Origin of the sequence: Bradyrhizobium sp. HKCCYLS20291 (genome assembly GCF_051167715.1) — a bacterium.
Lineage (GTDB): Bacteria > Pseudomonadota > Alphaproteobacteria > Rhizobiales > Xanthobacteraceae > Bradyrhizobium.
Genome location: NZ_JBNPTO010000003.1, coordinates 13,817 through 37,613, shown reverse-complemented (window position 1 = coordinate 37,613; position 23,797 = coordinate 13,817). Strand labels below are relative to the sequence as shown.

16 protein-coding genes are annotated in these 23,797 nt (G+C 67.0%); 6 read left to right on the top strand and 10 right to left on the bottom strand.

Annotated features, from left to right (window positions below):
- Nucleotides 1-5: 5 nt before the first annotated feature.
- The 4 genes from ACQR07_RS08105 to ACQR07_RS08090 all read right to left on the bottom strand — a co-directional run bounded on the left by ACQR07_RS08105 (nucleotide 6) and on the right by ACQR07_RS08090 (nucleotide 6,632).
- A complete protein-coding gene (locus ACQR07_RS08105) occupies nucleotides 6-3,149 on the bottom strand; it encodes an efflux RND transporter permease subunit (RefSeq protein WP_434901803.1) in 3,144 nt (1,047 codons plus the stop codon).
- Nucleotides 3,149-4,075 (bottom strand): efflux RND transporter periplasmic adaptor subunit, encoded by a 927-nt coding sequence (locus ACQR07_RS08100; protein WP_434901802.1) that lies wholly within the window; start codon nucleotides 4,073-4,075, stop codon nucleotides 3,149-3,151. The genes ACQR07_RS08105 and ACQR07_RS08100 overlap by 1 nt, the downstream gene beginning before the upstream one ends.
- 169 nt (nucleotides 4,076-4,244) lie before the next feature.
- Nucleotides 4,245-4,922, bottom strand: a complete 678-nt coding sequence (locus ACQR07_RS08095; RefSeq protein WP_434901801.1) for an OmpA family protein — start codon at nucleotides 4,920-4,922, stop codon at nucleotides 4,245-4,247.
- A 141-nt stretch (nucleotides 4,923-5,063) separates the two neighbouring features.
- Nucleotides 5,064-6,632: a caspase family protein gene (locus ACQR07_RS08090; protein ID WP_434902264.1), complete on the bottom strand. Its 1,569-nt coding sequence runs from the start codon at nucleotides 6,630-6,632 to the stop codon at nucleotides 5,064-5,066.
- Between the two features lie 324 nt (nucleotides 6,633-6,956).
- Here ACQR07_RS08090 and ACQR07_RS08085 point away from each other — a divergent pair, with 324 nt between their 5' ends.
- The gene (locus ACQR07_RS08085) at nucleotides 6,957-7,763 is read left to right on the top strand and encodes an N-acyl homoserine lactonase family protein (protein ID WP_434901800.1); all 807 of its coding nucleotides are present in this window, start codon (nucleotides 6,957-6,959) and stop codon (nucleotides 7,761-7,763) included.
- A 468-nt stretch (nucleotides 7,764-8,231) separates the two neighbouring features.
- Here the strand turns inward: ACQR07_RS08085 and ACQR07_RS08080 are convergent, their stop codons facing one another.
- Nucleotides 8,232-9,206 (bottom strand): L,D-transpeptidase, encoded by a 975-nt coding sequence (locus ACQR07_RS08080; protein WP_434901799.1) that lies wholly within the window; start codon nucleotides 9,204-9,206, stop codon nucleotides 8,232-8,234.
- 214 nt (nucleotides 9,207-9,420) lie between these two features.
- On the opposite strand from ACQR07_RS08080, the gene ACQR07_RS08075 reads away from it, so the two are divergent.
- Nucleotides 9,421-10,317: an efflux RND transporter periplasmic adaptor subunit gene (locus tag ACQR07_RS08075; RefSeq protein WP_434901798.1), complete on the top strand. Its 897-nt coding sequence runs from the start codon at nucleotides 9,421-9,423 to the stop codon at nucleotides 10,315-10,317.
- An 81-nt stretch (nucleotides 10,318-10,398) separates the two neighbouring features.
- Here the strand turns inward: ACQR07_RS08075 and ACQR07_RS08070 are convergent, their stop codons facing one another.
- The gene (locus ACQR07_RS08070; protein WP_434901797.1) at nucleotides 10,399-12,147 is read right to left on the bottom strand and encodes a methyl-accepting chemotaxis protein; all 1,749 of its coding nucleotides are present in this window, start codon (nucleotides 12,145-12,147) and stop codon (nucleotides 10,399-10,401) included.
- 377 nt (nucleotides 12,148-12,524) lie between these two features.
- Nucleotides 12,525-13,388, bottom strand: a complete 864-nt coding sequence (locus tag ACQR07_RS08065) for a caspase family protein (protein ID WP_434901796.1) — start codon at nucleotides 13,386-13,388, stop codon at nucleotides 12,525-12,527.
- A 436-nt stretch (nucleotides 13,389-13,824) separates the two neighbouring features.
- Here ACQR07_RS08065 and ACQR07_RS08060 point away from each other — a divergent pair, with 436 nt between their 5' ends.
- The 4 genes from ACQR07_RS08060 (at nucleotide 13,825) to ACQR07_RS08045 (ending at nucleotide 20,108) form a co-directional block, all read left to right on the top strand.
- Nucleotides 13,825-15,549 (top strand): hypothetical protein, encoded by a 1,725-nt coding sequence (locus tag ACQR07_RS08060; protein ID WP_434901795.1) that lies wholly within the window; start codon nucleotides 13,825-13,827, stop codon nucleotides 15,547-15,549.
- Nucleotides 15,550-15,944: 395 nt separating this feature from the next.
- Nucleotides 15,945-16,670 (top strand): thermonuclease family protein, encoded by a 726-nt coding sequence (locus ACQR07_RS08055; RefSeq protein WP_434901794.1) that lies wholly within the window; start codon nucleotides 15,945-15,947, stop codon nucleotides 16,668-16,670.
- Between the two features lie 142 nt (nucleotides 16,671-16,812).
- Nucleotides 16,813-18,000: a pyridoxal-phosphate-dependent aminotransferase family protein gene (locus tag ACQR07_RS08050; RefSeq protein ID WP_434901793.1), complete on the top strand. Its 1,188-nt coding sequence runs from the start codon at nucleotides 16,813-16,815 to the stop codon at nucleotides 17,998-18,000.
- A gap of 8 nt (nucleotides 18,001-18,008) precedes the next feature.
- A complete protein-coding gene (locus ACQR07_RS08045; RefSeq protein WP_434901792.1) occupies nucleotides 18,009-20,108 on the top strand; it encodes a S9 family peptidase in 2,100 nt (699 codons plus the stop codon).
- Nucleotides 20,109-20,364: 256 nt separating this feature from the next.
- On the opposite strand, the gene ACQR07_RS08040 is transcribed toward ACQR07_RS08045, so the two are convergent.
- From ACQR07_RS08040 to ACQR07_RS08030, 3 genes are all read right to left on the bottom strand, one after another.
- Nucleotides 20,365-21,084, bottom strand: a complete 720-nt coding sequence (locus ACQR07_RS08040) for a ribonuclease activity regulator RraA (protein ID WP_434901791.1) — start codon at nucleotides 21,082-21,084, stop codon at nucleotides 20,365-20,367.
- A 114-nt stretch (nucleotides 21,085-21,198) separates the two neighbouring features.
- The gene (araD, locus tag ACQR07_RS08035; protein WP_434901790.1) at nucleotides 21,199-22,935 is read right to left on the bottom strand and encodes an L-arabinonate dehydratase; all 1,737 of its coding nucleotides are present in this window, start codon (nucleotides 22,933-22,935) and stop codon (nucleotides 21,199-21,201) included.
- On the bottom strand, nucleotides 22,932-23,792 hold the full coding sequence (locus ACQR07_RS08030; protein ID WP_434901789.1) for an ABC transporter permease: 861 nt from the start codon (nucleotides 23,790-23,792) through the stop codon (nucleotides 22,932-22,934). The genes araD and ACQR07_RS08030 overlap by 4 nt, the downstream gene beginning before the upstream one ends.
- Between the last annotated feature and the right edge of the window lie 5 nt (nucleotides 23,793-23,797).

Sequence of the window (23,797 nt, the reverse complement as noted above, 5' to 3'; positions counted from 1 at the left end):
CGCTGTCATTCCGCTGCCGGCGAGATCACCGATGGCGGCGGCTTCGGCGCGTGCTCCGGTGGCGCCGCATGATCGGCCTCCGCAGCATCGCCTGACGACACCACCAGCTTGCGGCCGAGCCGCGCGAACAGCGCGCCGACGTCGTCCATCACCAGGAACATCGCCGGCACAAACAGCAGCGACAGCACGGTCGAGAACACCAGGCCGCCGATCACCGCCAGCGCCATCGGCGAGCGGAATTCGCCGCCGGCGCCGACCGCGAGCGCGCTCGGCATCATGCCGGCGACCATCGCGATCGTGGTCATCACGATCGGCCGCGCCCGCTTCATGCCGGCATCGATGATCGCCTCGTCGCGCCGGCTACCGGCGTGGATCGCCTCGATCGCGAACTCGACCAGCATGATCGCGTTCTTGGTGACGATGCCCATCAGCATCATCATGCCGATATAGACCGGGATGGTGAGCTGCTTGCCCGTCAGCATCAGCGCGCCGATCGCGCCGCCGATCGAGAGCGGCAGCGAGAACAGGATGGTGATCGGCTGCAGGAAGGTGCCGAACAGCAGCACCAGCACCGCGTAGACGATCATCATGCCCGCGGTGATCGCGGTGATGAAGCCTGAGGCGAGCTCGTTCAGGCTTTCGGCGTCATCCGAAGGGATCAGCTTGACGCTCGCGGGCATCGTCTTTCTGACCGGCAGATCGTCGATCAGCTTGGTCGCATCGCCGAGCGCCGCGAGGCCAACGAGATCGGCCGAGACCGTGGCCTGGCGGCCGCGATCGTAGCGGCTGATGCTGGTCGGGCCCTGATCGAGCTTGATGTCAGCGACGACCGCCAGCGGCACGCCGCCCTTTTCGCCGAACTGGCCGAGCGGCACCCGCAGCTGTTCGAGGATCTTCACGTCGCTGCGCGCCGCATCCTCCAGCTGGACGCGGATCGGGACCAGGCGACCGCCGGCGTCGTATTTGGCGAGCGCGGGCCCGACATCGCCGATGGTGGCGACGCGGATCGTCTGCGACAGGCTTTCCGTGGAGACGCCCAGCCGCGCGGCCAGATCGGCGCGCGGCTGCACGCGCAATTCCGGCCGGTCGAGCGAGGTGTCGGACACCACGTTGGAGATGATCGAAATCCGCTTCATCTGCGAGGCGAGTTCGCTCGCGACGTTGTCGACCAGCTTGGGATCGGAGCCGGTCAGCACCAGCTTGATCGGACGCAGGCCGTTCTCGTCGGTGAACCAGAAGCGAATGTCCGGGATGGTCTCGAGATCCTTGGTGATCTGGAGCTCGAGCTCCTTCTGGGTGATCTTGCGCTCGGTCTTCGGCGTGTAGTTGACGATCATCCCGGCGCGGCGGACCTCCATCGCTCCCTGCAGCCGGCCGCCATCGACGAACACGCTGCGCACCTCGGGCCGCTTGCGCAGCCGCGCCACGATGTCCTCGGTGACCTTCTCGGTGTAGGCGAGCTGCGCCCCCGGCGGCAGCTCGATCGCGAGCAGCGAGCGCGCCGCGTCCTGCGCCGGCAGGAAGCCCTTCGACAGCAGCGTCGTGCTCCAGATCGAGGCCGCGAAGATGCCGACGCCGAGCAGGATCGTGATGTAGTAGTGCTTCACCGACCAGGTCACGATGCGCTGATACGCCCGCAGGATGAAGCCCGGCGGCGGATCGTCATGGTCGTGGTGCTTCATGAAGTAGGCCGCCAGCATCGGCGTGACGAACCGCGCCGCCAGCAGCGAGAAGAACACCTGCACCGAAACGGTGATGCCGAACTGCTTGAAGAACTGCCCGGCGATGCCGGACATGAAGCTGGCCGGCGCGAAGATCGCGATGATGGTCAGGCTGATCGCGATCACCGCGAGGCCGATCTCGTCGGCGGCGTCGAGCGCGGCGCGATAGGGCGACTTGCCCATCCGCATGTGGCGGACGATGTTCTCGATCTCGACGATGGCGTCGTCGACCAGGATGCCGGTCGACAGCGTGATCGCCAGGAACGACACCATGTTCAGCGAGAAGCCGAGGATGTCCATCGCCCAGAATGCCGGGAAGATCGACAGCGGCAGCGAGATCGCCGCGATGATCGTCGCCCTGAGATCGCGCAGGAACAAGAGCACGATGATGACGGCGAGGATCGCGCCCTCGAACAGGGTCGAGATCGCGGCGTCGTAGTTGCCCTTGGTGAATTCGACGGAGGTATCGATCAGCCTGAGATCCACATCAGGGTGGGCGGCCTTCACCTGGTCGATGCGCTTCTGCACGGCCTCGGCGACGACCACGTCGCTGGCGCCCTTGGCGCGCTTGATACCGAGCGCCACCACCGGCTCGCCGTTGAAGCGCGCGAAGGTACGGCGATCGGCGATGGTGTCGGTGACCGTCCCGAGATCGGCGAGCCGGACCTCGCCACCGCCGAACAGCGGGATCATGGTGTTGGACAGCTCGTTCAGCGTCTTGGCGCCGGCGAGCGTGCGGATCGCCTGGTCGTTCTTGCCGATCTCGGCGCGGCCGCCGGCGACGTCGACATTGGTGCCGCGCAGGCTCTGGCTGACATTGACGGCGGTGAGGCCCATGGCCTGCAGCCGGTCGGGATCGAGCGAGACCAGGATCTCGCGCTCGACACCGCCGATGCGCTCGACCTGGCTGACGCCGCGGACGCCCTGCAGCTCGCGCTTGACGACATCGTCGACAAAGAACGACAGCTGCTCCGGCGTCTTGCCCGGCGCGATCGCGGCATAGGTCACGATCGGCAGGCCGATCTTGTCGACGCGCGAGATCAGGGGCTCGGTGACGTTCTGCGGCAGGTCGGAACGGACCCGCGTCACCGCGTCCTTGACGTCATTGATGGCGCGATCGGTGTTGGTCTCCAGCGCGAAGGTGATCGTCGTGACCGACAGGCCGTCGGTGATCAGCGACTGGATGTGCCGCGCGCCCTCGACGCCGGAGACGCCGTCCTCGATGATCTTGGTGACCTGCGATTCGAGCTCGGACGGAGCCGCGCCGAACTGCGCCACCGCCACCGAGATCACCGGGATGTCGGCGTTCGGCAGCCGCGTCACCGCGAGCTTGGTGAAACTCATCCAGCCGAGGATCAGCAGGATGATCGAGAACAGGATCGACGGCAGCGGGTTCCGGATCGACCATGCCGAGATATTCAGTGCCATCAGCGTACCCGCGTGCGATCGATGTCTTCGGCGAACATGGTCTTGATCTGGTCGCCGTCATGCAGCGAGCTGCCGGCGTCGGCGACCACGATCTCACCTTCGGTGAGACCGTCCAGAATCTCGGTCGACGTATCGGACACCAGCCCGACCCGGACCTTGCGGGTCTCGACCGTATTGCCCTTCACGACCTGGACGGTGAGATGGTCGATCGCGGTGTTCGGAATGGCGACGCCGCAACTGCGCCTGGCATCGATGTTGGCGCGGGCGAACATGCCGGGCTTCAGCGACGGATTGCTGGTCAGCGTGATCCGGACATGGCCGAGCTGGGTCGACCGGTCGACCTGCGGCGAGGCCACGCGCAGCTTGCCGACGATGTCGGGAAGATTGTCGCGGGTGACGCGGACCGGCACGCCGGTGCTGAGCTTCAAGAGGTGAACGCTGGGGACTTCGGCGTCGAGCTCCAGCTCGCCGTTGACGGCGATGCGGAACATCGGCCCGGCCTGCGGCGACGCCGGCGCGCCGACGATGGTGCGGACTTCGGTGACGAGGCCGGCGGCCGGCGCGCGCAGCGACACGGGACGGCCGGCCGCCGCGGCAGGCGCCCCCGGCTGCGGCGGTGGCGGCGTCAGGCGGGCGAGCTCCTGGTTCTCGGTGACGGTGTCGCCTTCCTTGACCAGCACGTCCGTGACCCGCGATCCCTCCTGGTCGGCGCCGACCACGGCCTCGCGGCGGGGCACGACGAAGCCGGTGACGCGGACGAGATCGGAGAAGCAGGCCTTGGCCGCCTTGGTCACCAGCACCTGGGCCTGCATGCGCGGCTCCTCGTGCGAGGGATGCGGGCGATGCTCGTACAAGTAATAGCCCGCGAACAGGGCCACGAAGACCACCGCGCTGGCCGCGGTTTTGAGCGATTTCGGCAGGGTCATCGAAGAGCGGGTCCGGTCGGCGCGGGATGCGGTTTCACGATGCAGCGGACGCCGGCGCTGGCGAGACGGAATCCACTGCGACAAGACGATGCGCCCCGCAAGCCTGCGGGACGCATCCGGTGACCTCGGTCTCTCGCCACGCGACCCCCGACGGCGTGCAGACGCGGCGCTACTTGGCGGCCGCCGTCTTGCTCTGCATGTTGACGACCTGGACGCGGCGGTTCACTTCGGCGCGCGGCTGCGCCGGGTCCTTGAGCTTGCTCTTGCCGTAGCCCACCGTGACCAGATCGGCGCCGGCGATGCCGAACTTGTCGACCAGATAGCGCTTGATCGCATCGGCGCGACGCTCGGAGAGATCCTGATTGTAGGCGTCAGCGCCCACGGCATCGGTATGTCCGGCGACGACGAAGGTCGAGCCCTTGAGATCGGCGCTGGTCAGCGCCCGGCCGAGCGCCTGCACCGAGGCCATCGACTTCTGGCTGATGTTGGCGGAATTGTAGTCGAAGGTGATCTCGAGATCGATGTTCGGCCTGGTCTTGGCGACGGCCGCAATCTCCTCGCGTTCCGCCGTCGACAGCGAGCGCGTCGAGCGGCCACGGATGCTCTGCAGAAACTTGTCCTGCTGCGGGTTCGCCGCAGGCGCCGCCTCTTCGGACGGCGGAGCCATCGACAGCCCGCGCGTCAGCGGCTTCTTCGGTCCGGCGAGGGCGCGGACGATCTGATCTTCGGTCACGTCTTCGGCCGCGAAGGCCTGCGTGATGCCGAACGATGCGAACATGCCCAGGCTGGCGGCCACCAGCAGACCGGTCAGGCCGGGAGCTTTGGTCGAAATCTTTGGTGCGGTCATTGCCAATCCTCCTCGCGCGCAACTCACGCGAACTCATGTTCTGCCTCGCCGCGAGCGCCCGCTCGCGAGTCCGGCTGTTCGCGTTTATGTCGGCCCGGCGCGCCGCATGGTTCGAGGCGGCCGGCGGGCGGGCGCAAAAAATCAGCGCACGCCGTAGCTTTCGAATTCGCGGACGATGTTCGGATCCATCGCCTTGGCGTTGGCGATGTCCAGCGCGCCTTCCTGCGCCGCGCCGTTGCGCTGTTTGGCGAGGCCCCGCCCGTACAATGATGACGTCAGCCGCGGATTGATCTTCAGCGCCGCATCGAAATCGGCGATCGCGTTCTTGGCCGCGCCGCTCTTCAGGTTGACCAGGCCGCGGCTGTCCAGCGCATCGACGAAATTCGGTCGCAGCCGCAGCGCCTCGTTGCAATCGCGCAACGCCGACTGCAGATCGCCGACCACGGTCCGCGCCCAGCAGCGGTTGTTGAGCGCCTCGACGTCCTTTGGATTGATCCGGATGGTCTCGTCGAAATCGCGGATCGCAGACGCATAGGCGCCCTTGCTGGCATAGACCTGGCCGCGCCGATACAGCGAGCCGGCGTCCTCCGGATTCTTGGCGAGCTTCTCGGTCAGGCCCTTGATCACCGGATCGTCGGCAAACGGATCAGAAGGCGCGACCGGAGCAGGAGGCGTCGGGGCAGGAGGCGGTGGCGCGGGCGGCGTCGGAGCGGGAGGCGCGAGGTTCGCGACCGGCGGCACCGGCGTGGGTTCAGACGTCGGCGCCGGCGGTACGGGCAACACGGGCGGAGCCGGCGGTTCGATCTTCTGCACTGGCGGCGGCGGCGCGGGCGGCGGCGGTGCCGGCACGGGCACAGGCGGCGCCGCCGCGACCTTCGGCGTGGGAGCCGGCGTCGGGACGGGCGCGGGAGCCGGCGCGGTGCTGATTTCGGCCGGAGGATTCGGCCGTGCGCCGCCCGCGCCCGGAACGAAGGAGAAATCCTCCGCCAGCGAGGACGAGATCCACGGCACCTGCTCGCTACGCGAGGCCCGCGTCACACCGACGCGGGTGCGGTTCAGCGTCTCCTCAGCGGTCAGGTCGGGCACCCGGATCTCCTTGAGGAGCTCCTGCACGAACAGGCTGCGGTCGCGGCCGGTATCGGACACCACCGAGGACAGCGCGGCGGAATACATCACCAACGTACCGCTCGGCGCGATCACCGGGGCCAGTCCGGACGACGCGGTCCGGAACCTCCGCTCATAGGGGTTGCGGCGGGAGGCATCGAGCAGAGCGATCTTCACGCCGGCCCCGCGGCTGTTGATCTCCTGCAGCACCTGCTCGAGGCTGATGCCGTCACGCCGCACATCGGCCTCCTGCCAGATCTGCGCGTCGACCGGGACCATGTAGCTGGTGCGGCTCGACTGGATGCCGAAGCCGGAGAAGAACAGCAGCGCCACCGAGCCGGGTTTGATCTTGCCATACAGCCGCTCGAGGCCGCGGCGCATCGCATCGCCGGTGGCGTTCTCGAGGGTGTCGACGCTGAAGCCGTCGCGCTTCAATTCGTCGGTGAGATCGCGGGCGTCGTTGATCGGCTCCTTGAGCGGCGCTTCGGCATCCGGATACTTGGCGTTGCCGATCACGAGGGCGAAGCGGTCACCGGCCGCCCGGGCGGGACCAGAGAACGCCATGGCGAACATCAAACCGAGCAGCAACAGCAGGCGAAGCGTCATCACGATGGCGGTCCAGCGGTCCAGCAACAGGCGCCGTCCAGCTTGCGCCGCGGCGACCTTATCCCACGCGTCAGGCATTATCAAATCGCCGTGACGATCCGTCAACCGCTTGGGACGGTTGAAGAATCGCCACGACCGGCAGACTTTTCGTCGTCCTTCGATCGCCGCGAGAGGAACAATACGGTGACCCGAGGCGAACGACGGTGAGCCGCCTCACACTGTGTCGATCCGTCAAGCGATCCGGTTCGCTTCGCCATGATTGACCGCGGCGCGCGGCGATGGCTCGATGCCGGCCCAACGGCATCAGCAACGAGAAAGACCACCATGGGGAACGCCACCGAGATCTACGCGCTGCGCTATGCGACGATGTCGCCGCGCACGCCGAGCATGAACTTCCTGCAGCCGGACCCGCACGACACGATGGCGCAGGACCTCGACTATTTCGTCTGGCTGATCCGCTGCGACGGGCGCGACATCCTCGTCGACACCGGCTTCAACGCCGCCGAAGCCGAGATCCGCCATCGCAAGCTGACGCGCAATCCGGTCGATTCGCTCGCCGCCTTCGGCGTCGACGCCGCCGGCATCCGCGACGTCATCGTGACGCACCTGCATTACGACCATGCCGGCAATCTCGACCGCTTCCCGGGAGCGCGGTTCCATCTGCAGGAGCGGGAGATGGCCTATGCGACGGGACGCTGCATGTGCACCGGCATGCTGCGCTACCCGTTCTCGGTCGAGCACGTCACCACGATGGTGCGCCACGTCTATGGCGAGCGCGTCACCTTCCATTCCGGCGACGGCGAGGTGGTCCCCGGCGTGACCGTGCACCGCGTCGGCGGCCATTCCGACGGGCTGCAGGTGGTGCGGGTCGAGACCGCCCGCGGCCCCGTCGTGCTCGCCTCCGACGCCGCACATTACTACGCCAACCTGCAGCGCCGCAGCCCATTTCCGATCGTCTACAACATCGGCGACATGGCGCAGGCCTGGGAGATCATCGAGCGCCTCGCCGGTCATCCCGACCGCTTCATCCCCGGCCACGACCCGCTGGTGACCGAACTCTACCCGCGCGTCAGCGAAGCCGCCGACGCCTACGCGCTGCACGTGGCGCCGAAGCGCTCGTTTGCGACGTGACGGCGCCGTCCGTCAGTACGCCAGATGAGTCAACTCGCTTAGTCACGCCCACCAGCCCGTAGGGCGGGCAAAGGCGCATTGCGCGGTGTCGCGGCATGCACAGCGATCGACGCGCCGTGCCCACCACCGGCACCATGGCTGTGAATGGTGGGCACGGCGCGCGATAGATCGGGGCCATAACTAACAGCATCGCGCGCGCCTCTGCCCACCCTACGGCACCGTCGGTGCCGCTATTCACCCACTATCGTCGTCCCGGGCAAGTCACGTCGCGCGACAGCGCGGCGTGGCGCCGACCCGGGATCCATACTCCGCGGCAGTCGTGGTGCGCGAGCTGTCGAAGACCAGTCTGCCTCAAACCACTCCCTGTGGTTATGGGTCCCGGCTCAAGGCCGGGACGACAGCGGGGGTTGCCGATGCGGCTTGGCACCATCAAAGTTCGGTGGGCATCGCGAAAGCGACGCTAAGGGCTCACCGCAGCTCCACGGTCGCCTTCTTCGACAGGTGCTCGCCGAGAAACTTTGCGTCCCAGTTGGTCAGGCGGACGCAGCCGTGGGATTCCGACTTGCCGACCTTGGAGGGCTCGGCGGTGCCGTGGATGCCGTAGCCGTTGCCGACTGACAGGCCGATCCAGTAAGCGCCGACGGGATTGTTGGGGCCGGGCTTGATGTCGAACGGCTTGCGCGCCTTGACGCCCTTGAACTTGTAGTCCGGGTTGTAGCGGTAGTTCGGATCGGCATCGATCGAATCCACCTTGAAGCTGCCGACCGGGGTCGGCTTGTCGTCGCTGCCGACAGTGGCCGGAAACACCGCGACCGGCTTGCCATCCTTGGCGAAGGCCTGCACCGTCTCGCTCGCCTTGTCGATGTCGAGCCTGGTGATCTCGGGCACCTTTTCATCGGGCTTCATCACGTTGGCGACGGCGATCTGCTCGCCGTCCTTGTCGAACTTGCTGTTCGGATTGAGCGCGGCGAGCAGCGCCTCGCTCATGTGAAACTTCTCCGCCAGTGCTTCGCGCGGCGAGGTGTAGCCGAGCCGCGGCAGGTCCTTCATGTCCTCCATGCGCTGCGGCAGCTTCTCGAGGAACGGGCCCTTCACGTCATCCTTCGTGATCTTGGTGCTGACGATCGCCGGCGCCTGGTCCTGGCGCAACGCGTCCCATAGCTCCGGGGTCAGCTTCGATCCGCTGTCGATCGCTTTGGCGCGGGCGAACGCTGCCAGCGCCTTGCGCGCATTGTCGCCGAAGCGGCCGTCGATCTCGCCGGGCGAGACGTGGGCACGATCGAGCAGCACCTGGGCGCGGATCGCCACCGGATCCATCTTCTCCTGGGAAGGCGGGCGCTTGCGCATTTCAGCGTTGTTGACGGCATCCGCCGTGAGCTCCGCCGCCGTTGCGGGCGTCGCGAGCGCCGCGGCGAGCAGAAGCGGTATCGAGAGCCTGATCATGCTGGGTGATTCCGGGGCGCGAAGGTCAGATTCGCCGCAGACAACGTGGCAGTGGGACAGAAGTTCGGCCGGGCCCCTATCGCCGGTGAACGTCGCGAGGGCCTGGCGCGACTACGGAGGGAGACGATGGGTCTGCTGGCCCGGTGGCTGCGCGTCTGCTATTTCCGGACGACGCCATGACAAAGATGAATGGCAACGCGAGGATCGGTTTTGCATGGGACATTCCGGACTGGCCCCGACGGCGCGGCGGCTGGCGCTGCTCGCCGCAAGCCTCACGGTGCTGGCGCAGGCCGCAGTTGCGGCCGACACGCCCGATGCCCCCAAGGGCGCCGCCGTCAATGTGCTGAAGGCCACCAAGGCCTGCTTCGACAACACGGTCGAAGTGTCCGGCATGGTGCTCGCGCGCGACGAGACCTCGGTGCGGCCCGACCGTCCCGGCTTGAAGGTGGCCGAGGTGCTGGTCGATGCCGGCGACACCGTTACGGCCGGCCAGAATTTGGCGCGGCTGACGGCGCCGGAAGGCGGCTCGATCATGATCCAGGCGCCGGCCGCCGGCACCATCTTGACTTCCACCGCCACCATCGGCGCGTTCGCCTCCGGCCGCGGCGAGGCGCTGTTCTCGATCATCGCCCGCAACGAATATGATCTGGTCGGGCTGGTGCCATCAGCGCAGCTGAACAAGCTCGCGGTCAACCAGGCCGCGCGCATCCGCATCGTCGGCGCCGGCGAGGTCGACGGCAAGATCCGCCGCATCGCGCCGACGGTGGAGCCGAACAGCCAGCTCGGCCAGGCCTTCATCGCCATCACCGGCAGCAGCCGCCTGCTGGTCAACGCGTTCGGCCGCGCCGCCATCAAGATCGGCCAGAGCTGCGGCGTCGCCGTGCCGCTGACCGCGATCCTCTACGATGCCGACGGCACCGTGGTGCAGGTGGTCAAGGCGCAGCGGGTCGAGACCAAGCGGGTCGAGATCGGCCTGATGGCCGGCGGCCAGGTCGAGGTGCGCGAGGGCCTCGCCGAAGGCGACGTCGTGGTCAGCCGCGCCGGCGCCCTGCTGCGCGAGGGCGATCCGGTGCGGCCGGTCATGGCGAGCAACGACCCGGCGGCGAAATAAAATAGAGCGTTACTCGCGGCGGCCTGGCCTTGGGCACGGCCGCGCCCGACCTGCAACGGCCGTGGCGCGGCGATGCGTTGCTCAGGCGGCGCGCACCGTGCCGAGGAAGCGGACCACCTCCTGCTTCAGCCGGTGACTGTCGCGCGACAGCGACTGCGCCGCGGCGAGCACCTCCGACGACGCCGTGCCGGTGCGCGACGCATCCTTCTGCACGTCGGTGATGTTGGACGAGACCTGGTGAGTGCCCTGGGCGGCCTGCTGCACGTTGCGGGAGATTTCCTGGGTCGCGGCGCCCTGCTCCTCGACTGCGGCGGCGATCGTGGACGAAATCTCCGACAGCCGCTCGATGGTGCTGGTGATGGTACGGATCGCGCCGACCGAGTCCTGGGTCGCCGCCTGGATGCCTGCGATCTGCTGGCCGATCTCGCCGGTCGCCTTCGAGGTCTGCTCGGCGAGCGCCTTCACCTCGGTGGCTACGACGGCAAAACCGCGCCCCGCCTCGCCGGCGCGCGCCGCCTCGATGGTGGCGTTGAGCGCCAGCAGATTGGTCTGGCCGGCGATGCTGCTGATGAGCTCGACGACGTCGCCGATGCGCGCGGCCGCATGCGACAATTCGCTGACGCGATCATTGGTGCTGCGCGCCTGATGGACGGCCTCGTTGGACATGCGCGCCGATTCCTGCACCTGGCGGCTGATCTCGTTGACCGAGGATGACAGCTGCTCGCTCGCCGACGCCACCGACTGCACGTTGGCGGTGGCCTGCTCCGACGAGGCCGCAACCGAGACCGTCAATTGCTGGGAGCGGCTCGCGGTATCGTTGAGCGTGCTGGCCGACGCCTCGAGCTGCGATGACGCCGCCGACACCGTGTCGACGATCTCGCCGACGGCAGCCTCGAACTCGCCCGCCAGCCGCTGCATGTCGGCGCGGCGCTGGGCGGCCACGCGGCGATCGTTCTCAGCGGCAGCATCGCGGTCCTCGGCGAGCTTGGCCTGCATCGCCTGCACACCGCGCGTGAGCTGGCCGAGCTCGTCGTCGCGGATCACAGCAATCGCATTGTCGAACGTGCCGCGGCCGATCCTCTCCATAACCTGATTGAGCATGTTGATCGGGCCGGTGACGGCACGGATCGCCGACCGGCCCATCAGCGCGCCGGTCAACAGCCCGGCAGCGATCAAGAGCAGCGCAAGCGCGAGCACGATGCTGTAGCGATGCTCAGCCGTGTCGTGCAGGCTCTTCGCCTCGGTCAGCTGGATGTTGATGAGCGTGTCGAGATGCGTCTTGGCCGCGGTGATGATCGGCCCGCCGGTCGTGATGACGAGCGATGCCGCCGCCTCGGACTTGCCGTCTGCGACCAGCGCGAGCGCCGGCCGGATCACCTTTCCGACCAGATCCTTGCGCGCCTGCTGATATTTGTCGGCGGCGATCTTCTCCTCGGGCGTGAGATAGGTCGCGATGTAGTCGGACCAGATCTTGTCGATCGTGGTGGTGTTCGCCTCGATGCGGCCGCCGATGCCGGCGGTGCTTTGGCCGGCACGGGCGAGATGCCCGGCCTCGAGCAGCGCCGCGATGTTGTCGCGCAGGCGTTCGTTGATCTCCGACAGCTGACCGAGGCAGACCACGCGATCGTCGTACATCGAACCCATCGCCGCGTTGCTGTCGCGGGTGGCGAGGATGCCGGCAGCGCCGATCACCAGCATGGCGATGAGGAGCGCGATCACCAGCGTCATCAGACGCGCGCGGATCGTGCCGTTGAGGAGCGAGAAAGCGGAGGAGGTCGCAAGACGAGAGCTGGCCGCATCATTGCGGCGCTCGGTAGGGAGTGCGGGCATGTGAATCTGACTCTGCAATTGCTGTGGAGCAGGTGTTCGACCAAGCGACATCGGCTGGCCTGCGCGCACGGCAGCGGCGGGAAGATGGGGTTCGAGGAGGAGTGTCGTGCTGCGCCCGTGCAAATTTGCGCGGAACTCGAAATGACTCGTTAATCGCGAGCGCAGCTGGACCTCGACGCGACGCCGCACATCGCGCGTAGCCGGCCATGCAGCAATCACCGCATGTATACAATAATGTGCTTTTAGAACGGCTTAAGCCCGGTACAATGCTTTGGACGGAGGGGCTGGGCGCGCTGAGCCCGTAAGATACCGGATGCGTCGACAAAAATGTCGGACGTGCCGTCCGCCTGTAGCGCGATACGGTCGAAAGGGATCAATCAACTGCCGGCATTGGCGACATCGGTGCCGAGGCGGATGTCCTCGACCAGCGAGGACGACACCGTCGGGACCTGACCGCCGTCGGAATTGCGCGCGATCGCGTTGCGGGTCTTGTTGAACACGGCCTCGGCGCTCGGCGTCTTGCCGAGCTGGCCGAGCAGTTCCGTCACCAGCACGCTGTTGGGCTGCGCGGCCGGATCGTCCACCACCTTGCCAGGGGTCGCCGAGGACAGGATCAGCGCATTGGCCGGAGCGCTGATCGGCGCCAGGCCGTGCGAGTAGGAGCGGAAGCGGCGCTCATAGGGATTGCGGCGCGAGGCGTCGATCACCACGAGCTTGGCGCGCGCGCCCTTCTCGCTGACGGCGTCGAGCACCTTCTCGATGCTGGTGCCCTCGCGGCGCACATCGGACTCGCGCCAGATCTTGGCATCGACCGGGATCATGTAGCTGTCGCGGCCGGCCTGAATCGCATAGCCGCCGAAGAACAGCATGACCACCGAGTCCGGCTTGATCCTGGATTTCAGCCGCTCGAGCGCACGGTTCATGTCGTCGCGGCTCGCATCCTCGACGACGTCGACGTCGAAGCCGTCACGGCGCAGTGCGCCGGTGAGCGCACGGGCGTCGTTGATCGGCTGCGCGAGCGGCGCGTTGGCGTCGGGATAGTGGCCGTTGCCGATGACCAGCGCGAGGCGGGTGCCATTGCCGGTCGACACGACATTCTGCTCGGCCGCCGCGGTCTGCGGCGCTTCAATGAAACGCTTGTTCAAGGCAGCATGCGCGCCGATCGCGAGCGACACCGTGCCCATCAGCACGGCGGCGATCACGGCCGAACGGCGAGAGAGAGAAGGCTGCCCTGCGGTCATCACGTCAATCCTGGTCCGAGCCGATCCGTCGTGGCCAAGGCTGTGAACCCGTGGGGGTCCGCACCCTTTGGTCGCACTGACGCCTCTGAGGTTTGAGGGGTTGCGAGACGATGTGTCGTCGAATTGCGCGGAATTTGCGGCACCGCAACGAAGAAAGGCTTAACCCGAACGCGCCGGCGGAGCAACATCCAAACACCATTGACATTTCAAGCACTTGGAATTTAAGGCGAATTTAACCATGATCCGGACCTCCAAAGCGTCGCGGCAGGACCGCGGGGCTGCCACATTGCCGCCAAATCCACAGAAGCCGCCGTGATCCGGGTCACGTTGTCTTTGGCCACGCCCCATGTCAGTTTGCCTCATGCCTGCGCGTGACGAGCCGTTTTGCCTTAGCGTTTCGAGCAGCACGTCGCCCCGCCAACCCACGAGTCCCACGTTGAATTTGCAGTATTTCGCCGGCGCCGCCTGTCGCGCGTTGACGGCCCGGAAGGACGGTCCCTCGCTCTACGAGGTCTGTGATCCCATCCTGCGCCAGCCCGGCAGCGGCGACCCGCATCTCGCCAAGTTCTACCGGACCGCGCTCGGCAATCCCGCGCTACGCACCCTGCTGCGCCGCGCCGGCCTGCCCGAGCTGAACGATCCGGCCCGTCTCAATGCGCTGCGTCAGGCGCTGGTTCTCGCCCGCGACAATCCGACGCCGGACTGGGACGCGGTCGGCGCACCGATCGCGGAGCTGGTCGACAGCGTCACGCTGCATCACCCGGCCCCGCCGCGGCGGACCGGGGCGGTGGCGATGCCGGCCAACGGCGAGATCGATCGGGTGATCCGCGCCTGCGGCGCCGACCTGCTCGGCTCCTACGCGCGCAACGGCTTCATTCCGACCTATGCGGCCTTCAATCTGATCGGCGACCCCGACATGAAGGGGCGCGAGGTGCTCATGGCCCTGCAGGGCCTCGACGCGCGCGGCTACAAGAACTCGACGCTGCTGTTCAATCTCGCCCGCGTCTTCATTGCCCGCTCGCCGGCCGCCGCGGTGATCAATCCGCCCTGGCTGGGGATCGCCGAGCCGATGTGGGAGCCGGTACAGATCCGCCACCGCTCGGCCTATTACGACGCGTTCTTCACCGAGGCGCTGCTGAGCTACATGGAGACCGGCCTCGCCTCGTCCGAACAGACGGCGGCCGCGCGCACGGCCATCGCAGCGATGGTGGAGTTCTGTCTCAAGACCAGCCGCGAGGAGGTGCGGGGCGCCGACGGCAAGAGCTACGACGTCGTCACCGCGCTGGCGCCGCCGCCGCATCCGCGCTTCTCGCGCTTCTTCACCCAGATCAAGCAGGACCTCGGCTTCGGCGTCTACGTGCCGGATTGCGACACCACTGCATGCTCGTTCTCGGCGGCGACGCAGGCCGGCTCGGACGATCCGATCCTGAGCCAGCCGCTGGTCGATTTCTACGCCGGCTATCAGGTGCGCGCCGGGAGCAACGAGCCGCGCGTGACCGTGCCGATCAACGACAATATCGACTACGAAGGCGGTGTCGCCACCTGGATCGACAGCATGGTGGGCGAGCGGCCCTACGGCAATGATCTCGATCCGACCCTGAATCTCGACGTGCTCGAAGTCTCGTTCCGCAATCTCGCGCGCTGGCAGATCCTGGAGACCGCGGACCGGCTCGCCTTCATCCGCCGCATCATCGGCTTCCAGCTGAAGCTGGTCAGCAGCGGCGCCTTCGCCGATCCGCGCGCGCACATCTACTATCTGCCGGAACTGTACTGCGCCTATTTCGGCCGCTGCTATCACGCCTTCATGGCGCTGCCCCCGGCCGCGCGGCAGGCGATCGACCCGGATGGTGCGTTCGAGACGATCCGGTTGCGCGTGCTCGCCTATGTCGAGGACGAACTGATCGGGCGCGAGATGAACCCGTTCGACGCCGCTCTGGCGCTGATCGCGCTCGGCCATCTCGGCGGCGACGCGGCGAGCTTCGCACCCGCGGTGCATTGCATCATCGCCAGCTTCGGCGAAGGCGGCCGGCGGCATCCGTACCGCGCCTATGAGTGGAACAAGATGAAGACCCCGACCCGCATCCTCGTCGGCGGCCCCGAGGTGACCTCCGCCTTCGTGCTGATGGGCTTGGCGCTGGCAAGGCGGGTTGCGGCGAGGTGAGATAGAGATCTCGGCGACAGAGGCGGTCGGCTCCCTTCCCCCACGCCGCAATCGCGCAGCGATTGTCGGCAGCGGGGAGGGGTCGGGGGTGGGGGTCTCCGGGCGCCGCACGTCGTGAGTACGCATGGTCGCACGTGCCCCCTTCGAGATCGCGCGCGGAGCTGCTGTAGCAGCTTTGGCATCAAGGCGAGCGGGACTCGCGGACCCCCACCCCCGACCCCTCCCCGCAAGAGGGGGAGGGGAGTTCACTGCCGTCGCGGCAATAGCTTGCGCCTTACTGTCAGCAGCCCATCGCGCGAAGTTGAGCGGCCCGGGCCATCCCGGCGCTGGCACAGCCAGCCGATCCGCCGCACAATTACGGGCATTGCCCATCCCAAGGATGACCCGCGCCGTTCATGTCGATGAAACCCGCCCTGCTCGCCCTTCTCCTGCTGCTGCCAACCGTCGCTTCCGCCGCCGACATCACCGGCATCGCCAAGGTCCGCGAAGCCGACAACGTCGTGATCGGCACGACGCGGGTGCGGCTCGGCGGCGTCGATGCGCCGTCCGTCGACCAGTTGTGCCTGAACAAGAACGGCGAGCGCTGGACCTGCGGGGTGGCCGCGCGCGACGAACTGATCAAGCATGCCGACGGCAAGAGCTGGGTCTGTCATCCGCGCTCGATCGATCGCCGCGGACGCCAGGTGGCGCGCTGCGACGTCGATGGCGAGGACATCCAGAAATGGCTGGTGCGCAGCGGCTGGGCGCTGGCCTACCGCACAGTGTCGCACGACTACGAGCCGGATGAAGCCGAGGCGCGCGCCGCCAAGGCCGGCATGTGGCAGGGCGCGTTCATCGCGCCATGGGACTGGCGGGTGCGCAACAAGAAGACCACGATCCTCGGCGCCACCAAGCCGCCGGACGGCGCGCGTGCCATCCTGCTCGCCTCCGCCTCCGGCCCGGTCGCGCCGTCGCCGGACTGCACCATCAAGGGCAACGTCAACGGCGCCGGCGAGTGCATCTATCACACCCCCAAGAGCCGCTGGTACGCGCAGATCAAGATGCACGTCGCCAAGGGCACGCGCTGGTTCTGCTCGGTTGAGGATGCCGAAGCCGCGGGTTGTCGGGAAACACGGCGCTAGCTGGCCGACCGGCATGCCAGCCCCCCGGGATCTCCGGCTTTTCTTAAGCCGCCGAGCCACGTAAAACCGCTTCAGGTCCGCGGCGTGCCCGGGCCTGCCACCACCCATCGCTAGACCACATCGCGCTTTGAGGATACCGACAATGACCGTTCGCGCGGGCCGGGAGTTTCTGGCCATCCCCGGACCCACCACGATGCCCGACGAGGTGCTGCAGGCGATGCACCGTCCGGCACTCGATATCTATTCCAAGCAGATGGTGGAGCTGACCGACGGCATCCTGTCGGACCTCGGCCGCCTGTTCGCGACCAAGGGCAAGACCTACATCTACATCGCCAACGGCCACGGCGCCTGGGAGGCCGTGCTCTCCAACGTGCTGTCACGCGGCGACAAGGTGCTGGTGCTGGAGAGCGGCCGCTTCGCGATCGGCTGGGGCCATGCGGCCAAGGCGATGGGCGCCGAGGTCGAGGTGCTGCGCGGAGACTGGCGGCGCGCGGTGCGGCCCACCGAGGTCGAGGCGCGGCTGCGCGCCGACAAGGAGCACGCGATCAAGGCGATCGTGGTGGCGCAGATCGACACGGCGTCCGGCGTCGTCAACGACGTCGAGGCGATCGGCCGCGCGGTCAAGGCGTCCGGCCATCCCGCGCTGTACATGGTGGACACCGTGGCCTCGCTCGGCTGCATGCCGTTCGAGATGGATGCATGGAACATCGACGTCGCGATGTCCGGCTCGCAGAAGGGCCTGATGACGCCGCCCGGCCTCGGCTTCGTCGCGGCGAACGACCGCGCGCTGAAGGCGCATGAGCGCGCCAACATGCGCACGCCGTATTGGGACTGGAGCGAGCGCGAGGGCACCGAGCACTATCGCAAATATGGCGGCACCGCGCCGGTGCATCTGTTGTTCGCGCTGCGCCAGGCGATGGACATGCTGTTCGCCGAAGGATTGCCGCATGCGTTCCGCCGCCACCAGCTGCTCGGCGAAGCCGTGCGCCGTGCGGTCGCGAAGTGGAGCGAGGGCCAGGTGATCGGCTTCAACATCGAGGAGCCGATGGAGCGCTCCAACACGGTGACGACGGTGCTGGTCGGCGGCGGCTATGATCCGGCGGTGCTGCAGACCTACTGCAAGGAGCAGTGCGGCGTGGTGCTCGGCACCGGCATCGGCGACCTGCAGGGCAAGGCGTTCCGCATCGCCCATATGGGCCATGTCAACGCGCCGATGGTGCTGGGCACGCTCGGCGTGATCGAAATGGCGCTAGTGGCGTTGAAGATCCCGCACGGCCGCGGCGGCCTCGACGCCGCGATCCAATGGCTCGGCGAGAGCGTGACCGCGTAAGGGACGACATGACTGACAGCAGCACCAAGACGCCGGTGGCGCCACGCCGCCCGTATTCATTCACGCGCCACGGCATCACGGTGCAGGACGATTATGCCTGGCTGAAAGATGCGCGCTGGCAGGAGGTGCTGCACGATCCCTCGCTGCTCGACGCCGATATCCGCGCCTATCTCGAGGCGGAGAACGGCTACGCGGAGAGCGTGCTCGGCCACACCGCGCCGCTGCAGAAAAAAATCGTCGCGGAGATGCGCGGCCGCATCAAGGAGGACGATTCCTCGGTGCCGTCGCCTGATGGTCCCTATGCGTACTTCCGCAAGTACCGCGAGGGCGGCCAGCACGAGCTGTTCTGCCGCACGCCGCGCAATGGCGGCGCCGAGACGATCGGGCTCGACGGCGACGCGCTGGCGCGCGGCCATGAGTACTTCAAGTTCGGCGGCAGCCGGCATTCGCACGACCACAAGCTCGTGGCGTGGAGCGCCGACACCAAGGGCTCGGAGTATTTCACCATCCGTATTCGCGACTGGGACGGCGGCGATGATCTCGCTGATATCGTCGAGGAGACCGACGGCGGCGTGGTGTGGTCGCACGACTGCAAGAGCTTCTTCTACGTCAAGCTCGACGACAATCACCGCCCGATGCAGGTGTGGCGGCACAGGCTCGGCACGAAGCAGGCCGACGACGTGCTGGTGTATGAGGAAAAGGACACCGGCTGGTTCACGCATGTGCACGAATCGACCTCGGGCCGGTTCTGCGTCATCGCCGGCGGCGACCATGAGACCTCCGAGCAGCGGCTGATCGATCTCGACGCGCCCGAGGCGCCGCCGCGGCTGGTCGCCGCGCGCGAAAACGGCGTGCAATATTCGATCGCCGATCGCGGTGACGAACTCTACATCCTCACCAATGCCGATGGCGCGATCGACTTCAAGATCGTGACGGCACCGCTGGCCTCGCCGGGGCGCGCCAATTGGCGCGATCTCATTGCGCATCGCGCCGGCATCTATGTGCTCGACCACGATCTCTATTCAGGTCACCTGGTGCGGCTGGAGCGCGCCAACGCCCTGCCGTCGATCGTCATCCGCGATCTCAAGTCGGGCGAGGAGCATGCGATCGCCTTCGCCGAGGGCGCCTACTCGCTCGACGCGATGGGCTCCTACGAGTTCGACACGACCAACCTGCGCTTTGCCTACTCGTCGATGACCACGCCGTCGGAGGTCTGGGACTACGATATGGTGACGCGCGCAAAGACCCTGCGCAAGCGCCAGGAGATTCCGTCCGGTCACAACCCGGCGGACTACGTCACCACGCGCATCATGGCGAGAGCGGACGACGGCGCCGAGGTCCCGGTGTCGCTGTTGCACCGGCGCGACTTCAAGGCCGATGGCGTGGCGCCGCTGCTGCTCTATGGCTACGGCTCCTATGGGCACGCGATGCCGGCGTCTTTCTCGGCCAACCGGCTGTCGCTGGTCGACCGCGGCTTCGTCTATGCGACAGCGCATATCCGCGGCGGCACCGACAAGGGCTGGGGCTGGTACCTTGACGGCAAGCGCGAGAAGAAGACCAACAGCTTTGACGATTTCGCGGCCTGCGCGCGGGCGCTGATCGCGGCCAACTACACCAGCGCCAAGCGCATCGTCGGCCATGGCGGCAGCGCCGGCGGCATGCTGATGGGTGCGGTCGCCAACCGCTCCGGCGAGCTGTTCGCCGGCATCGTCGCCGAGGTGCCGTTCGTCGACGTGCTCAACACCATGCTCGACGACACCCTGCCGCTGACGCCGCCGGAATGGCCCGAATGGGGCAACCCGATCGAGAGCGAAAAGGACTTTCGTACCATCCTGTCCTACTCGCCCTACGACAACGTCGCCGCCAAGGACTATCCCGCGATCCTGGCGATGGCTGGCCTGACGGACCCGCGCGTCACCTATTGGGAGCCGGCGAAATGGATCGCGCGGCTGCGCGCGACGATGACCGGTGGCGGCCCGGTCGTGCTGCGCACCAACATGGGCGCCGGCCACGGCGGCGCTTCCGGCCGCTTCAACCGGCTGGACGAGATCGCGATCGTCTATGCGTTTGCGCTGTGGGCGGTGGGGCTGGCGGATCGGAGCGCTTAGTCGCGACCGGTTGCACCCGGAGTGGACCTGGCTGTCGCGACAAACTCCGCTGTCGTCCCGGGCAAGTCCAGGCAACGCGACAGCGTTGTCGGGACGCAGACCCGGGATCCATAACCACCGTCTTCGGTTTTTGAAGCACGCTGGAGCGGCGTTCTTTGTAACTACGATGGCCTGTGGCTATGGGTCCCGGGTCGGCGCTTTGGCGTCGCGATGCGACGCCGTCGCTTGCCCGGGACGACAGCCGAATGTGGAGCGATTACCTGTTGTTCTTCGCTCGCCACGCGGCGAAGTCGGCGGGGGTCTGCGGGTCGGTCGCCGGATAGAGGCCAAGGATGGAGCGGCCCTTGGCGACTTCCTCTGCAACGAAATCCTCGAACGCAGTCATCTCATAGGTCTCGTCGGCGATCTCGTCGGCGATCCCGGCGGGGATGACGATGACGCCGTCGGAATCGCCGAGGATGACGTCGCCGGGAAATACCGGCGCATCGCCACAGGCGATCGGGCCATTGATCTCGATGGCATGATGCAAGGTGAGATTGGTCGGCGCGCTCGGGCGCTGGTGGAAGGCCGGAATGCCGAGCTTGGCAATATCGGCCGCATCACGGAAGCCGCCGTCGGTGACGACGCCCGCGACGCCGCGCTGCTGCAGCCGGCTGACGAGGATGGCGCCGGCCGAGGCCGCGCGCGCGTCCTTGCGGCTGTCCATCACCAGCACCGCGCCGGGCGGGCAGTCTTCCACTGCCTTGCGCTGCGGATGGCCACGGTCACGAAACACCTCGATGGTGTTGAGGTCCTCGCGCGCCGGGATGTAGCGCAGGGTGAAGGCCTCGCCGACCATGGTCGGCTGCTCCGGGCTCAAGGGATGAACGTTCTGGATGCACTGGATGCGCAGGCCGCGCTTGAACAGCGCGGTGGCGACGGTCGCCGTGGAGACGGTCTTGAGCTTGTTGCGGGTGGCGGTGCTGAGTTTGGTCATGTCGTGCTCTCTCCGGTCGTCATTCCGGGGTACGCGAGCCCGGAATCCCAACGCCCGATCGTGGTTCTGGATTCCGAGCTTGCCGCTTCGCGGCGCCCCGGAACGACAGTTCAACTAATAAATAGCCGGCTCCTTCACCGGTGCGCCGAAATCAGTCTCGAGGAAGTCGAAGTCGCAGCCGTCATTGGCCTGCTTGATGTGACGGGCGAACATCCAGCCATAGCCGCGTTCGAAGCGCGGCGCCGGTGGCACCCATTCGGCACGGCGACGCTCTAGTTCGGCCCCGGGAACGTCGAGATTGATCGTGCGAGCGGCGACGTCGAGCGTGATGAGGTCGCCGTTGCGGACCAGCGCCAGCGGACCGCCGATATACGACTCGGGCGAGACGTGCAGGATGCAGGCGCCGTAGCTCGTGCCGCTCATGCGCGCATCCGACAGCCGCACCATGTCGCGGACACCCTGCTTCACCAGCTTGGTCGGGATCGGCAGCATGCCCCATTCCGGCATGCCCGGGCCGCCCTGCGGCCCGGCATTGCGCAGGATCAGCACGTGGTCGGCGGTCACGTCGAGATCGGGATCGTCGACCGCCTTCTTCATCGACGGATAGTCGTCGAACACCAGCGCCGGTCCGGTGTGCTTCAGGAAGCGCGGCTCGCACGCGGAGGGCTTGATGACGCAGCCGTCGGGCGCGAGGTTGCCCTTGAGCACGGCGAGCGCGCCTTCGCGGTAGATCGGGTTCGACTGCGGCCGGATGACGTCGTCATTGTAGACGCCGGCACCCTTGATGTTGTCGCCGAGCGTGCGACCATTGACGGTGACGCAGTCGAGGTGGAGATGCTCCGCCATCCGGCTCATCAGCCCAGGCAGGCCGCCGGCGTAGTAGAAGTCCTCCATCAAATAGGTATCGCCGCTCGGCCGGACGTTGGCGAGCACCGGCACCTTGCGGCTTGCGGTCTCGAAATCGTCTAGACCAATGTCTGCACCCGCGCGGCGCGCCTGCGCAATCACATGGATGATCGCATTGGTCGAGCAGCCCATCGCCATCGCCACAGCGATCGCGTTCTCGAACGCCGCCTTGGTCTGGATCTTCGACGGCGTCAAATCCTCCCACACCATCTCGACGATGCGGCGGCCGCATTCCGAGCTCATGCGGATGTGCTCGGCATCGGCCGCCGGGATCGACGACGCGCCCGGCAAGGTCATACCGATCGCTTCCGCAATCGCCGTCATGGTCGACGCCGTGCCCATGGTCATGCAGGTGCCGTGGCTACGGGCGATGCCCGCCTCCATCGCGTTCCAATCGGCGTCCGACAGTTTTCCGGCGCGGCGCTCGTCCCAGTATTTCCAGGCATCGGAGCCCGAGCCGAGCGTCTTGCCCTTCCAATTGCCGCGCAGCATCGGCCCTGCGGGGAGATAGATCGCCGGCAGGTTCATGCTGGTGGCGCCGAGCAGCAGCGCCGGCGTGGTCTTGTCGCAACCGCCCATGAGCACGACGCCGTCGACGGGATGGCCGCGCAAAAGCTCCTCGACGTCCATCGCCAGCATGTTGCGATAGAGCATCGTGGTCGGCTTGAGCAGCGACTCCGACAGCGACAGCGCGGGCAGCTCGATCGGAAAGCCGCCGGCCATCAGCACGCCGCGCTTGACGTCATCGACGCGCTGCTTGAAGTGCATGTGGCAGGGCTGCGCATCCGACCAGGTGTTGACGATGGCGATGACCGGGCGGCCTTTCCACTCCTCCTGGGCATAGCCCATCTGCATCACGCGCGAGCGATGGCCGAACGAGCGGAGATCGTCGGGCGCGAACCAGCGCGCGCTGCGCAGCTGATCGGGTTGCTTGCGTTCGGTCATGATTGGGTGCCCCAGGTCAGCACAGTCTTGCGCTCGATGGTCCGGAAGATCAGGTTCTCGACCACGAGGCCGATCAGGATGACGGTCAGGAGGCCGGCGAACACGGCGGGGATCTCGAGCAGGTTGCGGTTCTCGAAGATGAACCAGCCGAGGCCGCCTTGGCCAGAGGATACGCCGAATACCAGCTCCGCGGCGATCAGGGTGCGCCAGGCAAAAGCCCAGCCGATCTTCAGGCCGGTGAGGATGGCGCCGAACGCCGCCGGAATCAGGATGCGGATCACGTAGGAGAAACCGGTCAGGCCATAGTTGCGGCCGACCATGCGCAGCGTGTTGGAGACGCTCTTGAAGCCCGAGTGGGTGTTGAGCGCGACCGGCCACAGCACCGAATGGATCAGCACGAACACCAGACTGCCGCTGCCGAGCCCGAACCAGATCAGGGCCAGCGGCAGCAGCGCGATCGCCGGCAGCGGATTGAACATCGCGGTGATGGTTTCGAGGAAGTCGGTCCCGATCCGGGTCGAGATCGCCAGCACGGTCAGGATGGCCGCGAGCGTGATGCCTGCGGCGTAGCCCATGAACAGCACCTTCAGCGACGTCCAGGCGCGCATCGGGATGGTGCCGTCGCGCAGCTTCTCCCACAACGCTGCGATCGTGTCGGAGAAGGTTGGGAACAGCAAGGGATTGTCGAGATAGCTGCCATAGGCCTGCCAGATGGCGGCGAGCACGACGATGATCAGGCTCTTGCGCACGAAGCCATCGTTCCACAGCAGCTCGGGCACACTCAGTTTGCGCTCGACATTGGCCGGCGTCGCGCTGGCCGTCGACGTATCGCGCAGGATGATCTTGGCGTCAGCCATGGGAG